Source organism: Ruegeria sp. B10 (assembly GCF_056539825.1).
In genome coordinates this window covers 135540-150863 of record NZ_JBQFVP010000009.1, presented here as the reverse complement: position 1 = coordinate 150863, position 15324 = coordinate 135540, and the positions used below count along the sequence as shown (strand labels likewise).

Here is a 15324-nt window from a genome sequence, read left to right as displayed (position 1 = left end):
TGTCCCTCTACACCCTGTTGCGGAAGGCCGAGGGGGTCTGCCCGAACTCGGCCTTGAAAGCACGGGTCATCGCGCTGGCGTTCTCGTAGCCCGACCGGCTGGCGATCTCGGCGATGGATTGCTCGGTCTCTTCAGTCAGCCTGCGCGCAAGGTTCAGACGCAACCGACGATAGAGCGCTTGCGGTGTAGTTTTCAGGTCCGCCTGAACGCGCATTTCCAGCCGTTTCTGAGTGCAGCCCGCTTTGCGCGCGACCTGCGTGATCGACAGCGGTGTTTCAAGGTTTGCTTGCATGATGGCCAGTGCGCGATTCACCAGAGTGTCTTCGGTTTGCATCGGCAAGGCATAGTGGTCGCTCCGGCCACGGCTCATAAACAGATGGGCGACCTCCATCGATAACAGCGGGCCGTGATCCGTGCGGATAAGCGCCAGTGCAAGATCAAACGCCGCCATCGCCCCGGAACAGGTCAGACGAGCGCCATCAATGACATAACGCTCTTGTACGACGTCTACGGCTGGAAAGGCTTCTTCAAATCGGGAAAGCTCATCCCAGTGAATGGTCGCGCGCTGCCCATCCAACAACCCGGCCTGCGCCATCAACCAGCTGCCGGTATCCAGCCCGGCCACCTGTGCGTGCCTTTTTGCAGCCGCCAACAGGGCGCGTAGGGTACGGGGCGTGCCCAATTGCAAGAACCCGTAGGAGGGCATCACGACCAGAACATCCCCTCTGTGGTCGGTCAAGGCGACATCCGGCGTCACCGCAAGCCCGCTGGAGCTGTGGACGGGTTCTCCGTCAACGGAACAGAACCGCCACTCATACAAAGACTGCCGGGACAGAGTGTTGGCCGCCCGCAGAGGCTCGACCATGTTGGCGAGGCAGTGGTTCGAGAATCCATCGAACAGCAGAATGTTAAATCTGTGACTCAAAATTTTACCAACTTTGCATGATCAGCGGCGAAAACTGCATGCCGCGACCATGAGGAATCTCGTTTCCTGCGTCAATCACCTATCCAAGGATATCGCGCCATGCAGTTTGGTCTCACCGAAGAACAGGACATGATCGTCTCGACAGTCCGCAGCTTTGTCGAAAACGAAATCTACCCACATGAGGCCGAGGTCGAACGCACCGGTCAGGTGCCGCATGAGCTGGGCGAAGAGATCAAACAGAAATGCATCAATCTGGGTTTTTATGCCTGCAACTTCCCCGAAGAGGTTGGCGGCGCAGGCCTTTCGCATCTCGACTTTACGCTGGTCGAGCGCGAGCTGGGTCGTGGCTCGATGGCTTTGACCCATTTCTTCGGTCGTCCGCAGAACATTCTGATGGCCTGCAATAATGAACAGCGCGAACGCTATCTGCTGCCTGCTGTGCGTGGCGAAAGGATGGATGCGCTTGCGATGACCGAACCGGATGCGGGGTCGGACGTGCGCGGGATGAAATGTCAGGCTGTAAAGGATGGAGGCGATTGGGTCATCAACGGCTCCAAACACTTTATTTCCGGCGCAGAACACGCGGATTTCTTCATCGTCTTCATTGCGACCGGTGTGGATGAAACACCAAAAGGGCCAAAAAAGCGGATCACAACCTTCTTGGTGGATCGCGGAACGCCCGGGTTTGAGGTGCGCGAGGGGTATAACTCGGTCAGCCACAAGGGCTACAAGAACTACATCCTCTACTTCGACAATTGCCGCCTGCCGGACGCTCAGGTTCTGGGCGAGGTCGATGGTGGTTTCGCGGTCATGAACGAGTGGCTCTATGCGACCCGTTTGACGGTTGCGGCATTCTCGGTGGGTCGAGCGCGGCGCTGTTTCGACTATGCGCTGAACTATGCTGCCGAGCGCAAGCAGTTCGGCCAGCCCATCGGCAAATTCCAGGGCATTGGGTTCCAAATCGCCGACATGATCACCGAGATTGATGCCGCGGACTGGTTAACTCTGTCGGCTGCGTGGCGCTTGGACGAAAACCTGCCCTCGAACCGCGAGATTGCCTCGGCCAAGCTCTATGCTTCGGAAATGTTGGCGCGGGTCACCGACACGACGTTGCAAATCTATGGCGGCATGGGTCTGATGGACGACTTCCCAATTGAGCGTTTCTGGCGCGATGCGCGGGTTGAGCGGATCTGGGATGGCACCAGCGAAATCCAGCGCCATATCATCAGCCGTGATCTTCTGCGTCCATTGGGCGCCTGACGATGACCAAAGACCTCACCCGGCTTTTGCGCCCGAAATCCATCGCCGTGATCGGCGGTGGTGCTTGGTGTCAGCAGGTCATTCTGCAATCTGAACGCATGGGCTATGCGGGTCAGATCTGGCCTGTTCATCCCAAAGCGACCGAGATCGCTGGCCATAGGGCCTATGCCAGTCTCGAAGACCTGCCAGCACCGCCAGATGCCGTTTTCATTGGCATCAACCGCCATGCCACGATTGAGGCGGTTCGCACCCTTTCTGCCACCGGCGCCGGCGGTGCTGTATGTTTTGCGTCAGGCTTTTCCGAGGCCGTGGCCGAGGATGACACAGGGGGCGATCTGCAAGCACAACTGGTCGCAGCTGCGGGCGACATGCCCATTCTGGGACCCAATTGCTATGGTTTCATTAACGCGTTGGATGGGGCTTTGCTGTGGCCCGACCAGCACGGGGCCAAGCCGGTCGAGTCCGGCGTTGCGATCCTAACGCAAAGCTCGAACATCTCGATCAACTTGACCATGCAGAAACGCGCGCTGCCCATCGCCTATATGGTGACCTGCGGGAACATGGCGCAGACCAGTCAGGCACAAATTGCATCCGCCTTGCTGGAAGATCCGCGCGTTACGGCTGTAGGCCTGCATATCGAAGGCTTCAAGGACATCCGCGAATGGGAGGCTCTGGCCCAGAAGGCCTATTCCAAAGGCATCCCTCTGGTGGCGCTCAAGGTCGGTGCGTCCGAGCAGGCTCAGGCCGCAACCGTGTCGCATACCGCCTCTCTGGCCGGAAGCGACGCGGGTGCGCAGGCCCTTTTGGAGCGGCTCGGCATTCCACGCCTATCCGCCTTGCCCGATTTTCTGGAAACACTGAAACTGCTGCATTGCTATGGCCCGCTTCCGGGCAGCAACATAGCCTCGATCAGCTGTTCCGGGGGGGAGGCGAGCCTGATCGCGGACATGGCCGTTGGGACCGGGTTGACCTTCCCGCGCCTGAGCGACGGTCAGAAAGCCCACCTGCGTGAAGCTCTTGGGCCGATGGTGGCGCTGAATAACCCGCTGGACTACCACACTTATATCTGGCGGGATGAAGCGGCAATGGCGAAGGCCTGGGCTGGGATGACGGGCGACGACATAGACTTGACGTTCTCGATTCTCGACTATCCAACCACGGACGCGAGCGACTGGGCCTATGCCTCGCGTGCGGCAATGAAAGTGCGTGCGGAGACCGGTGCGCGATTTGCTGTTGCCGCGACTTTAACCGAGTTGATACCCGAAGATGTAGCGCAAGAGCTTATGGACGGCGGCGTGGTGCCCTTCATGGGGCTGCGCGAAGCTCTTGCCGCAACCGAAGCGGCGGGCCAGATCACAGCTCCTTCAGACACACCGGTCACTCTGCCCGGAACGGCCGAGGCCAATCGGACTCTCACCGAAGGCGATTCCAAACGCGTTCTGGCCGAGTGTGGAATGCGCATCCCGCAGAACCGCACAGTCGCAGGTGCCGACCAGGCGCGCGCTGCCGCTCAGGGTATGGACGCGCCCTTTGCGGTCAAGGGCGTGGGGCTGGCTCATAAGTCGGAACACGCGGCCGTGCGATTGGGTGTTCTTGCCGAAGACGTGGCCGATGTCGCCGCAGATATCGGAACCCCTGAAATTCTGATCGAAGAGATGATCACCGGAACAGTGGCCGAGCTTCTTGTGGGCGTGGTGCGCGATCCGGCGCATGGGTTTGTCCTGACCCTGGGCGCGGGCGGCGTGTTGACCGAAGTGCTGCGCGATACCGCCTCCTTGCTGGTGCCCAGTTCTGCTGATGACATCCGCAACGCCTTGGGTAAATTGAAGATTGCACCGCTTCTGGCAGGCTATCGCGGTCAACCGGCGGCTGATATGGATGCCATCGTGGCCGCTGTTGAGGCCGTTCAGGCCTATGTCATGCAAAACGCGGACACGCTTGGCGAGGTCGAAATTAACCCGCTCCTCTGCACGCCCGATAAGGCGGTGGCTGTGGATGCCCTCATCAGAAAGGCCTGAGATATGGACCCGATCAAAACCCGCCGTGACGGAGCGATCCTTGAGGTCACATTGGACCGGCCCAAGGCCAATGCCATTGATCTGGCCACCAGCCGCATCATGGGCGACGTCTTTGCCGAGTTCCGCGACGACCCGGACCTGCGCGTCGCGATCCTGACAGGTGCGGGCGAGAAGTTCTTTTGTCCCGGCTGGGACCTGAAAGCCGCAGCCGATGGCGATGCGGTCGACGGGGACTATGGCGTTGGCGGATTTGGCGGTCTGCAGGAATTGCGTGACATGAACAAACCCGTCATCGCAGCTGTAAACGGCATTGCCTGTGGCGGAGGGTTAGAGCTTGCGCTGTCCGCCGACATGATCCTCGCGTCAGACCATGCGAGTTTTGCCCTGCCGGAGATCCGCTCGGGCACCGTCGCGGATGCGGCCAGCGTTAAACTACCTAAGCGCATCCCGTATCACATCGCGATGGAGCTGCTGCTGACGGGCCGCTGGTTCGACGCGAAGGAAGCCAACCGCTGGGGTTTGGTGAATGAAATCGTGGCCGCGGATCAGCTGATGGATCGCGCGTGGGAGCTGGCCCGCCTGTTGGCCTCGGGCCCGCCGCTGGTCTATGCCGCGATCAAAGAGGTCGTTCGCGATGCCGAAGACAGCAAGTTCCAGGACGCCATGAACCGTATTACCAAACGGCAGCTGCGTACCGTCGATACTCTCTATGCCAGTGAGGACCAGCTGGAAGGCGCGCGCGCGTTCGCGGAAAAGCGTGATCCTGTGTGGAAAGGCAAGTAAGCAAATTTGGGGTCTGAACCCTCTCGGCGGCTCCGTCTTTGATGGGGCCGCAACACCTAAGTAGCTGCGCCCAACGGTTCCTTGGGAGGCCTGCTAACGGATTGCATGCTCGTGTCATATTGAATTAGGACACGCCTGCCCCACGGGGCGTCAGCAACTCAAACCTGCGACACAAACCGCACCCAGCCAAACTGAAATCCATGCCACGTAATCCATGAATTGTTCAGCGCGCGACAGAAACTGTTGCCTGAATCCGGCTGCATGTGAACAATTAGACTTGACTATGTGTCATTTATTTTTCCTAACTAACCAGTCAATCAAAAAAACAGGGAGGCTCCAGTGAAAGCCCTAACAACCATTTCAACCCTTGCCATTCTGGCATCTGCCGGGGCGGCATTGGCCAATTGCGACGAGGTCGTATTCTCGGATGTCGGTTGGACCGATATCACTGCGACCACTGCCGCAACGACAACAATTCTTGACGCGTTGGGCTACGATACCGAGATCAAGATCCTTTCCGTTCCAGTGACTTACACCTCGATGGCCGAAGGCGATATCGACGTGTTCCTGGGCAACTGGATGCCGACCATGGAAGGCGATATCGCGCCGTATCGCGAGGCGGGAACGGTTGAAACCGTGCGCGCGAACCTGGAAGGCGCCAAGTACACGCTGGCCGTCAACGCGGCTGCCGCCGAGTTGGGCATCAAGGATTTCGCTGATATTTCAGCGCACTCCGACGCTCTGGACGGCAAAATCTTCGGAATCGAGCCGGGCAATGACGGCAACCGCCTGATTCAATCCATGATCGATGGCGATTCGTTTGGCCTCTCTGGTTTTGAGGTCGCAGAAAGCTCGGAGCAAGGCATGCTGGCGCAGGTGGACCGCGCCTCGCGCAAGGGCGATCCGATCGTGTTCCTGGGCTGGGAACCGCACCCGATGAACGCCAATTTCGAGATGTCCTACCTGACGGGTGGCGATGAGTTCTTTGGCCCCAACTTCGGCGGCGCGACCGTGTTCACCAACACCCGCAAAGGCTATGCAGAAGAATGCCCGAATGTTGGCGCGCTTCTGAACAACCTGGAATTCTCGCTTGCGATGGAAAACGAGATCATGGCCGCGATTCTGGATGGTGGCGAAGACCCGGCGGACGCAGCCAGCGCATGGCTGAAAGCTAACCCGGATGCCTATACCCCATGGCTGGATGGCGTAACGACCCGTGACGGTGGTGACGCCGTCGCCGCAGTAAGCGCAGCTCTGGGTCAATAACCTTTAACGCCCTTCGCCGCGTGTCTGTGGCGGAGGGCTTTTTTGTGGCCTGATCTCAGGCCCGGAATACTCTGAAAGGCAGACAGATGGATTGGCTGACCGACAACAAGATACCCGTCGGCAAGACGGCCCGAGCGGTTTTTGAATGGCTCCAAGAGATAGGGGAGCCATTTTTCGATTGGTTGTCCTGGGTTCTTGAGGCGCTGATTGATGGCATATTGTGGGTGTTGCAAACCCCGCACCCCTTGATCGTTGTAGGCGTCTTCGTGGGCATCACGTGGCTGTTGCAGCGGAATTGGAAGGTTTGCCTGTTTGTGGCGCTGGGATTTCTGTTCATTCTCAATCAGGGATATTGGGAAGAAACGACGGAAAGCCTGACTCTGGTACTATCTTCCTGTCTGGTCTGTATGGCGATTGGCGTGCCTATTGGCATCGCGGCGGCGCATAGGCCCAAGCTTTACGTGGCGATGCGGCCGGTGCTGGACCTGATGCAAACCCTGCCGACCTTCGTCTACCTGATCCCCGCGATCGTATTCTTTGGTATCGGCATGGTGCCGGGTCTGATCGCAACCGTGATCTTCGTGTTGCCCGCTCCGATCCGCCTGACCCATCTGGGTGTGTCCTCGACGCCGACCCCGCTGCTTGAGGCGGCTGAGGCCTTTGGCGCGACCAAATCCCAAACTCTGTGGAAGGTTGAACTGCCTTACGCGCTGCCGCAGATCATGACAGGGCTGAACCAGACCATCATGCTGTCGCTGTCGATGGTTGTGATCGCCGCTCTTGTTGGCGCTGACGGCTTGGGTGTGCCGGTCGTGCGGGCGCTCAATCAGGTGAACACGGCCCTTGGTTTCGAATCCGGCTTTGTCATCGTTGTTGTGGCGATCATCCTAGATCGCGTCCTCAGAGTGGAGCATTGATCCATGACCGCAGTTGAATTTGACAATGTTTCAATCGCGTTCGGCAACGACCCCAAAAGCGCGTTGCCCTTCATGGACGAAGGCAAAGACCGCGCAACGGTGAAAGAAGCCTGCGGGCAGGTGCTGGGAGTCCACAATTGCTCGCTCACCGTGCATGAGGGCGAAACGCTAGTGCTGATGGGGCTGTCCGGTTCGGGCAAATCCACGTTATTGCGGGCGGTGAACGGGTTGAACCCGGTGATCCGCGGCGCGGTTCGGGTCTCGGACGGGTCGGAGATGGTTGATGTCACCAACGCCGACGCCCGTACCCTGCGCCTGATGCGCCAGAACCATATTGCGATGGTGTTCCAGCAATTCGGCCTGCTGCCGTGGCGCACGGTGCGCGAAAACGTCTGGCTGGGGCTGGAGCTGTCTGGCATGTCCCGCACTGAGAGGTTGCAGCGCACCGATGAGCAACTTGCTCTGGTCGGTCTGTCCGACTGGGCGGATCGTAAGGTCGGAGAGCTGTCGGGCGGTATGCAACAACGCGTCGGTCTGGCCCGCGCCTTTTCCACCCAAGCACCGATCCTGCTGATGGATGAGCCGTTCTCGGCCCTCGATCCGCTGATCCGGACCAAGCTGCAGGATGAACTGCTGCGCCTTCAGGAAAAGCTGAAACGCACGATCATCTTCGTGTCCCATGACCTTGATGAGGCCTTCAAGATCGGCAATCGCATCGCCATCATGGAGGGCGGTCGCATCGTGCAATGCGGCACCCCGTCCGAGATCTACTCGAATCCCGAAGACGAATACGTGGCCGATTTCGTTGCGCATATGAACCCTCTGGGCGTTTTGCGCGCGCGGGATGTGATGGAGCCTGCAACCGGCACGCCGGACCGCTCTATCGATGCGGATACGGATATTCGCGACGTCATTCAGGGTTTTGACCAGAACAACGCACCGGTTGGCGTGATCGAGAACGGGGCGATCATCGGTCAGGTCACGAAAGACCGTGTGTTGAACAAGCTGGTTGATCCGATGGGGCAGTAACCCTCTGACCTTAAACATGGGGCGGTCCGGCACTAAGACTCTGGACCGTCTGCTCTCAATTGTTTTCGTGCCATCCCCTTCGAAACCTCCTAACCTGCCTCGAGAGGTGTTGAGCTAGGAGCAGGCCGTGACAGATACCTTCCAAAGAGTTGCTGATTTCACCCTTGGTTTAACACCCGAGGATATTCCCGATGCGACGCTGAACGCAGCCGCGTTGATGCTACTCGACACGTTGGGCATTACGATTGCATCGGGTCCTATGGCGGCGGGGTCAATCGCCCGAGAAACCGCTTTTGCGCTCTATGGGGCAGGTGATCCGGCGCTCAGCGCGCGGATGTTGTTTGATGGCCGCCGGGTCAGTGCTGCCGGGTCTGCCTATGCCGCTGCGACGCAGACTGACAATCTGGACGGGCATGACGGTTACAACCCGACCAAAGGGCATATCGGTGTAGTGGTCGTTCCGGCGCTTTGCGCGCTGGCTGATACGGTTCCGGATTTCTCGGGCCCCGAAGCTCTGACCGCTGTCACCATCGGATATGAGGTCGCCGGGCGGGCCGGGATTTCTCTGCATAAAACGGTCAGTGACTATCACACATCGGGGGCATGGAACGCCTTGGGCGTCGTCGCCGTTGCGGCTCGAATGCGTAGGTTGAGTGCGGATCATTTGCGGCAGGCCATGGGCATTGCCGAATATCACGGCCCCCGCAGCCAGATGATGCGCGAGATCGCGAACCCCACAATGTTGCATGATGGCTCGGGCTGGGGGGCTTTGGTCGGTGTGTCTGCGGCGGTTTTGGCCGAGAAAGGCTTTACCGGCGCGCCGGCGATCACAATCGAAGCCGAAGAGGTCACGATCCATTGGCAGGACCTTGGCCAGTTCTGGCAGATGCAGCATCAATATGTGAAACCTTACCCGATCTGCCGTTGGGCACACGCTGCGATCGACGCTGTCCGTCAGCTCATGCGCGACCATGACCTGAGCCATGAAGATATCGACTCGGTGCAGGTCAATACCTTCCGCGAGAGCGCCTGTTTGTTTCAGGGCATGCCAGACGACACCTCAAAGGCACAGTATTCGCTGCCATTCGCGGTGGCAGTGATGATGGCCTATGGGAGGATCGGGGTTGAGCATATATCGGGCGCGGGTCTTTCCGATCCTTTGGTGGCCTCTTTGTTGGAGCGTATTTCCGTTGCCGAAGACGAGCGGCACTCGGCCCGCTTCCCCGAGTGTCGTATTGCCGATGTCACGATCCGTTTGCACGACGGGCGGGTGCTGGAGACGGGCGACGTTCATGCGCGCGGCGGCCCCGAGGCTCCTATGGATCAGGCCGAAGTGGTCGCGAAATTCATGGAGTTCGCAACACCCTCGCTCGGCGAAACAAGGGCGTCCGCCATACGCGACGCCGTTCTGGGGCTGAGAGATCCGGCATCGGCTTTCTCGGATCTTGGCGCGTTGATCTATGACGCTCCGTGCGGGTCCTAGCCCCTCAAATACAGTCGAACAATCGCCCCGGTAACCCCTGATGCCGTGGTAGCCCGAGTTCGCGCAGCAAGCAGAACATCATCGCCTGGTTGGACGTTACAACGGGTTTGTCTAGCGTGGATTCAATCAGTTCGATGGCCTCGACGGACCGCATATCGGTGCAACTCAGAACAATCGCCTCGGCCTGCGGGTGGTCGGCCTGGCAGGCGAGGTCGAAGACTTCGTCCGGGGTCAATTCTCCCTGACCGTAGTTGCCCAGTTCCCGGCCCACATCGGCGCATTTGACCGTTTCGACCCCATTTTGGGCCATGAACGCGATGGCCTGCGTATTGATCTCGCCCAGATAGGGCGACGAAAAACCGACTTTGCGGGCCCCAAACGCCTGAATGCCCGCGATCAGAGCACTAGCGGCTGTGACTGATTTGGCATTGGCACCGGATTTGATCTGCTCGGCCAACTCTGCGTCGAAAGATGGGCCGTGGGTCAGCGTGGCCGAGGTGCAGCCGTACAGAACGATGTCGGGCCGCACGCCGGAGATCATCCGCAAATCATGGCTGATATCCGACGCGCCCAAACCGGCCATCTGATCCGAGCCGGGGATTTCGTCCACGTCATACCCACCCATGCGCTGAAAATGCAGCGTGGTGTTGGGCGGGCGCATCAACGCAAGATCCGGCTCTAGATTTGTGTTGGTGAAAGGCACCAGAACGCCGATCTTGGCCGCAGTTCGGGTCTCGGTCATTTCAGAACTCCTTCCAACACATCGCGGGCGCGGTTCATCACGTCTGGTGTGCAAATCGTGGCGCGGAGGCAATCGCCTAGGCCATAGCCGCCCATCCCGCGCATCAGCAAGTTTTCTGCGCGCAAAGCGGCATCGGCCCGCTGCGCTTGATCGACTGAGGCAAAACGCAGCAAGGCGAAATTTGTGTGGCTTTGCGGGACGGTTAACCCCATAGAGCGACAATCTTCGATGAACGCATCACGGATTTCGGCAGTTTTTGCCACAACCTCTCGCATATGCGCCTGATCTCGCATCGCCGCAGCAGCCGCTGCCTGCGAGGGGATCGAGACATTGTTTGGGTTCAACAGCTTGCGCAGCTCTGCTCCAATCTCGGGCGGAGCATAGGCCCACCCGACCCGAGCGCCCGCCAGCCCATAGGCTTTGGAAAACGTCCGGGTGATGAACGTATCGCCGCGCTGAATCATAGCGAATATCTCTGCCGGATCATGTTCGGCATCCGAGAACTCGGCGTAGGCTTGATCGACGACCAGCAGAACGTTCTTGGGAAGGCTGGTCCGCAGGCGCACAATCTCAGCGTTCGGGATAACCGTTCCGGTCGGATTGCCGGGATTGCAGACGAAGACGATGCGGGTTTTTGTAGTGACTGCGCTCAGGATGTCATTCACCGAAACAGTCAAATCGACCTCGCGCGCCTTGACATAATCCGCCTGCACCTGCGCGGCTGCCGAGGCGACAAACGCGTAGCCGTAGTCGGTGCCCAGCACGCGGTCCCCTTGCTCGGCATAGGCGCGGATCAGGCAACCGATCAGCTCCATCGATCCCGCGCCGCAAAGGATGTTGCTCGGGTCCAGCCCATGCGCTTCGGCTATCGCCAAACGCAGGTCCGGCCATTCCGGATCAGGATAGAGTGGCATGTTTGCCATCGCGGCCTGTCCGGCTGCAATGGCGGCTGGGCTGGCGGGAAAAGCGCTTTCGTTCTGGGCCAGTGAAATCGTCTGAGGACCGCCAAGATCGGCCAGTGCATAGGCGGCCAGGGCACCAACATGAGGGACGGGCCGGATCATGAGCCATCTCCGTATGCTTTGGCCCCTTCGGCGCTGAGCAGACCGCGCTTGAGATCCAGTGCCAGCGCCTCTGGGTGCCTGTCTGTCGGATCGCCGAAGCCTCCTCCTCCGGGGGTTTCAAAGATAAGGTAATCGCCGTCTTCCACCCTCAGCTCGCCCTTGCCGGGGATGTCAGTGTCGCTGTCGCGGAACCGGATGCGCCCGGGTGCTCCGGGTTGGCCACCCATCCGACCAAGCGCGGGGAATTTCAGCCGCTCGACCGAGAGGAAGACGATGAAGGGCGCTCCGTTGGCCGAGGTCATCTCGATCCTTTGCCCCAACCCGCCGCGGTACTTGCCCGCACCGCCCGAGTCTGGCCGAAGCTCGCGCCGCCAGATCGTGACGGGGGCGACGCTTTCGGTGATCTCTACCTGGCTGCCGAACACGCCCGAAGGGTAGGCCGTTGCCGATAACCCGTCCGCATGAGGCCGCGCGCCCGTGCCGCCGTTATGCACAGGCTCAACCGCGAATTCGCGCCCTCCGTAACGGGCGACCTCGGGTGCGTGGCGCATGGGCAGATCGAACATGCAGGATGCGCCCTCGGCGGGGACCTGTTCGGGCAGGGCCTGATGCAGGCAGCCCAGAACCAAATCAGGGGTCACCTGACCCAGCGTATGGCGCATCGCGACGGGCACAGGGCGCTGTGCGTTCAGGATACAGCTCTTGGGGCCATCGACAGTGAACGGCTCCAGTGAGCCTGCATTGTTGGGAATGTCCGAACCGACAATGCAGCGCAGGGCAAAAACGGTATAGGCAGTGGCATAGTTCAGTGGCACGTTGATGCCCTTGCGGGAACAGCCGGATGTGCCGGTGAAATCCACATGCATCCCGTCGGCGCTGACGGTCAGGGTGGCGTGCAGTTCCAGCTCATTCTCATAGCCGTCCATCTTCAGGATGTTCTTGTAGACGCCAGCAGGTACCTCGGCGATGGCGGCCAAGGTGCCCCGGCGCGAGGTCTCGATGATGTAGGCCCCCAGTGCGTCCAGATCGTCTATGTCGAATTCCTCCATCATCGACACCAACCGGTTCACCCCAGCCTCGCAGCAGGCGATCAGGGCGTAGATATCGCCCTCATTCGCCACCGGTTCACGGCTATTGGCGCGGATGATGTCAAGTAGAAGGGCGTTCGGCGTGCCTTCCTCGACCAGTTTGCAGGGCGGGATCAGCAGGCCCTCGTCGTATATGTCCGAGCCCTCAGGCCCCATTCCAAGCCCGCCCAGGTCAACCAGATGCGAGGTGCAGGAGGTGAAGCCGACGACCTTGCCATCCTTGAACGCAGGCATCATCAGCAGGAAGTCGTTCAAGTGACCCGAGGCGAGCCATGGATCGTTCGTCATATAGATGTCGCCGGGTTTCATCGTTTGAACCGGGAAGGCGGCGCGCAGGTGCTGAACGGCTTCGGCCATGGTGTTGATATGGCCCGGCGTCCCGGTCACGGCCTGCGCCAGCATCCGGCCGTTTGCGTCGAAAATCCCGGCAGAAATGTCGCCGCATTCGCGTACAATCGGGCTGAAAGCCGCGCGGATCAAGGTCTGGCCCTGTTCCTCGACAACCGCCAGCAGCCGGTTCCACATTACTTGTAGTCGGGCAGGGGTCAATGCGTGCCTCCTTTCTGGTCGCGGATCAGGACGAGGTTTCCGATGGCGTCCACATGGGCCGAGAAATCGGCTGAGACGAGTGTCGTCGTTTGTGGCTCATGGATCAACGCGGGGCCGCAGATGTGGTCGCCGGGGTTGAGATTGGCGCGGGCCACAAAACCAGCCTGTTTCCTCTGCCCGTCTACATCACAAATGATGGGTCGGGTTTCTGAAGGCGTCATCGTGGTCACCGCCGGCGTGGCAAGCAGTTCAGGAACGGCAGCGTCCGGGGTCGCGACCTGTACAGCCCAGTTCAAAATCTCGATCTGCATGCCCGGCACAGGGCGCGAGAATTGTTTGCGGTACTCGGATTCAAACGCCTCTGTCAGCGAGGCGAGGTCTTCAGGGGTAAGTGCGCGGTCCGGCAGCGGAATCTCAATCTCATGCCCCTGACCGCTGTAGCGCATGAAGGCTGAGCGTCGGATTTCGGTCGGTGCATCTCCGGCACCTTGGGCAACAACGGCGCTGGCCTCGGCGATCATATCGTCAAAAAGGCCGTTGATCGCCGTGAAATCCAACGTACCTAGTAGAGAATAGTACGAGCGCACGATCTCAAACGACACGGGTGCGAATAGAAAGCCCACGGCTGAGCCAACACCGGGATTTGGAGGCACCACGATGCGGTTAACGCCCGCAGATCGAGCCACGCGGCTGGCATGTAGCGGGCCGTTGCCGCCAAAAGCGATCATGGTGCGTGGCCCGAGGTCTTTGCCCGACTCCACCGCGTGCATCCGCCCTGCGCTGGCCATGCTTTCATCTACGATGCGGCTGACCCCATCAGCGGCCCCTGTCGCGTCGGTTTCAAGCGCCGTGCCGATTACGTGTTGCAACGCATCGTTTGACGCCTTGGGGTCGATCTTGATGAAGCCTTCGGCAAATGTGTCGGGCGCGATGTAGCCCAAAGTGATATCGCTGTCGGTCACGGTCGGCTCGGTCCCGCCGCGCCCAAAGGCCACCGGGCCGGGTTCTGAGCCCGCCGATTTTGGCCCCACCGTCAGGCGGCCCAACCGGTCCACCCCGGCGATGGAACCTCCGCCGGCGCCGATTTCGATCATCTCGATCACAGGGATACGCACCGGCATGCCCGAACCTTTGATGAACCGCGCGGCCCGTGCGATTTCGAACTGCCGCGAGGTTTGGGGTCGGGCGTTGTCGATCAGGCAGAGCTTGGCAGTCGTGCCACCCATGTCGAAGGACAAAACCTGATCCAACCCGGCCCGAGCGGCGATGTGCGCGGCGAGAATTGCCCCTCCGGCAGGGCCACTTTCGACCAGCCGGATCGGGAAACGCATAGCCGTCTGGACGGTACACATCCCGCCACCTGCGGTCATCATCAGGATTGGGCAGTTGACCCCTTCGGCTTCGAACTTTTTCACGAAGCGGGTCAGATATGTCTCCATCAGGGGTTGGATATAAGCGTTGGCAACCGTGGTGCAGAGCCGGTCAAACTCGCGCGCCTCGGGGCTGACATCGGATGAGATCGACACGGTCAGATCGGGGCGTCGTTCGGCAAGAGCATCGCGCAGCCGACGTTCATGCGTGGGGTTCGCGTAGGAATGCATGAGGCAGATCGCAACCGCATCCGCTCCGCTAGCGTCGATTTCAGCCACAAGCGCTTCAATAGCGCCGTCTTCCAGTTTGATCAGAACCTCACCGGTCGCTGACATTCGCTCGCGAACGGTCAGAGAGCGTTCACGCGGGACAAGCAGATCGGGTTTTTCCAGATTGATATCATACTGCGAATAGCGCCGTTCGTAGGCGATTTCGAGGATATCGCGGAAGCCTTCAGTGGCGATGGTCGCCACGGTGGCCCCGCGCCGCTCGATCAGAGCGTTGGTGGCCAGTGTCGTGCCGTGGACGAAGCCGGTCACCTCGGCCAGGGACCGTCCCGCGCTTTGCATAACGCGCAGCGCCCCTTCCATTGCGCCTTCGGCCGGATTTTGGTGAGTGGTCAGGGTTTTGGTCGAAGCCAGTATCGTCTCATTGCCTGAAACGAGGACGGTATCGGTAAACGTGCCGCCAATATCTATGGCGAGGCGCAGAGCAGTTGTCATGGAGGGGTCCGTTGTCGTCTGTAACAGTTTGGGCATAGCGCCCGTTCGGCCTGTTACCGACGCGGTGCCACCAAGTTGCAGCCGGTGGCCCGGCGATCCATACGAGT

At 60.0% G+C, this 15324-nt stretch carries 12 protein-coding genes; 7 read left to right on the top strand and 5 right to left on the bottom strand.

Going from position 1 to position 15324, the window contains the following annotated elements:
• Window positions 1–7: 7 nt before the first annotated feature.
• The gene (locus ACR0J4_RS14075) at window positions 8–925 is read right to left on the bottom strand and encodes a GlxA family transcriptional regulator (RefSeq protein WP_480668704.1); all 918 of its coding nucleotides are present in this window, start codon (window positions 923–925) and stop codon (window positions 8–10) included.
• A 99-nt stretch (window positions 926–1024) separates the two neighbouring features.
• Between ACR0J4_RS14075 and ACR0J4_RS14070 the strand changes: the two genes are divergently transcribed.
• From ACR0J4_RS14070 to ACR0J4_RS14040, 7 genes are all read left to right on the top strand, one after another.
• Entirely contained in the window at window positions 1025–2185 is a 1161-nt protein-coding gene (locus ACR0J4_RS14070) for an acyl-CoA dehydrogenase family protein (protein WP_170643284.1), read from the top strand.
• A 2-nt stretch (window positions 2186–2187) separates the two neighbouring features.
• Window positions 2188–4203, top strand: a complete 2016-nt coding sequence (locus tag ACR0J4_RS14065) for an acetate--CoA ligase family protein (RefSeq protein WP_170643285.1) — start codon at window positions 2188–2190, stop codon at window positions 4201–4203.
• Window positions 4204–4206: 3 nt separating this feature from the next.
• Window positions 4207–4986: a carnitinyl-CoA dehydratase gene (locus tag ACR0J4_RS14060; RefSeq protein WP_170549340.1), complete on the top strand. Its 780-nt coding sequence runs from the start codon at window positions 4207–4209 to the stop codon at window positions 4984–4986.
• A gap of 339 nt (window positions 4987–5325) precedes the next feature.
• Window positions 5326–6252, top strand: a complete 927-nt coding sequence (choX, locus tag ACR0J4_RS14055; RefSeq protein ID WP_170643286.1) for a choline ABC transporter substrate-binding protein — start codon at window positions 5326–5328, stop codon at window positions 6250–6252.
• Between the two features lie 86 nt (window positions 6253–6338).
• Window positions 6339–7169 carry a choline ABC transporter permease subunit gene (gene choW / locus ACR0J4_RS14050; protein WP_170378502.1) on the top strand — a complete coding sequence of 277 codons (831 nt, stop codon included), beginning with the start codon at window positions 6339–6341 and terminating at the stop codon, window positions 7167–7169.
• Between the two features lie 3 nt (window positions 7170–7172).
• Window positions 7173–8198, top strand: coding sequence for a choline ABC transporter ATP-binding protein (choV, locus tag ACR0J4_RS14045; protein WP_170643287.1), 1026 nt, complete (start codon window positions 7173–7175; stop codon window positions 8196–8198).
• A gap of 127 nt (window positions 8199–8325) precedes the next feature.
• The gene (locus ACR0J4_RS14040; RefSeq protein WP_170643288.1) at window positions 8326–9681 is read left to right on the top strand and encodes an MmgE/PrpD family protein; all 1356 of its coding nucleotides are present in this window, start codon (window positions 8326–8328) and stop codon (window positions 9679–9681) included.
• A gap of 4 nt (window positions 9682–9685) precedes the next feature.
• On the opposite strand, the gene ACR0J4_RS14035 is transcribed toward ACR0J4_RS14040, so the two are convergent.
• Genes ACR0J4_RS14035 through ACR0J4_RS14020 form a run of 4 tightly spaced genes read right to left on the bottom strand, consistent with a single transcriptional unit; the run spans window position 9686 to window position 15217 of the window.
• On the bottom strand, window positions 9686–10423 hold the full coding sequence (locus tag ACR0J4_RS14035; RefSeq protein ID WP_170643289.1) for an aspartate racemase/maleate isomerase family protein: 738 nt from the start codon (window positions 10421–10423) through the stop codon (window positions 9686–9688).
• Window positions 10420–11487, bottom strand: coding sequence for an aminotransferase class I/II-fold pyridoxal phosphate-dependent enzyme (locus ACR0J4_RS14030; RefSeq protein WP_170643290.1), 1068 nt, complete (start codon window positions 11485–11487; stop codon window positions 10420–10422). Before ACR0J4_RS14030 ends, ACR0J4_RS14035 begins: the two co-directional genes overlap by 4 nt.
• On the bottom strand, window positions 11484–13124 hold the full coding sequence (locus tag ACR0J4_RS14025; protein ID WP_480668703.1) for a hydantoinase B/oxoprolinase family protein: 1641 nt from the start codon (window positions 13122–13124) through the stop codon (window positions 11484–11486). The genes ACR0J4_RS14030 and ACR0J4_RS14025 overlap by 4 nt, the downstream gene beginning before the upstream one ends.
• Window positions 13121–15217 carry a hydantoinase/oxoprolinase family protein gene (locus ACR0J4_RS14020; RefSeq protein WP_170643291.1) on the bottom strand — a complete coding sequence of 699 codons (2097 nt, stop codon included), beginning with the start codon at window positions 15215–15217 and terminating at the stop codon, window positions 13121–13123. The genes ACR0J4_RS14025 and ACR0J4_RS14020 overlap by 4 nt, the downstream gene beginning before the upstream one ends.
• Between the last annotated feature and the right edge of the window lie 107 nt (window positions 15218–15324).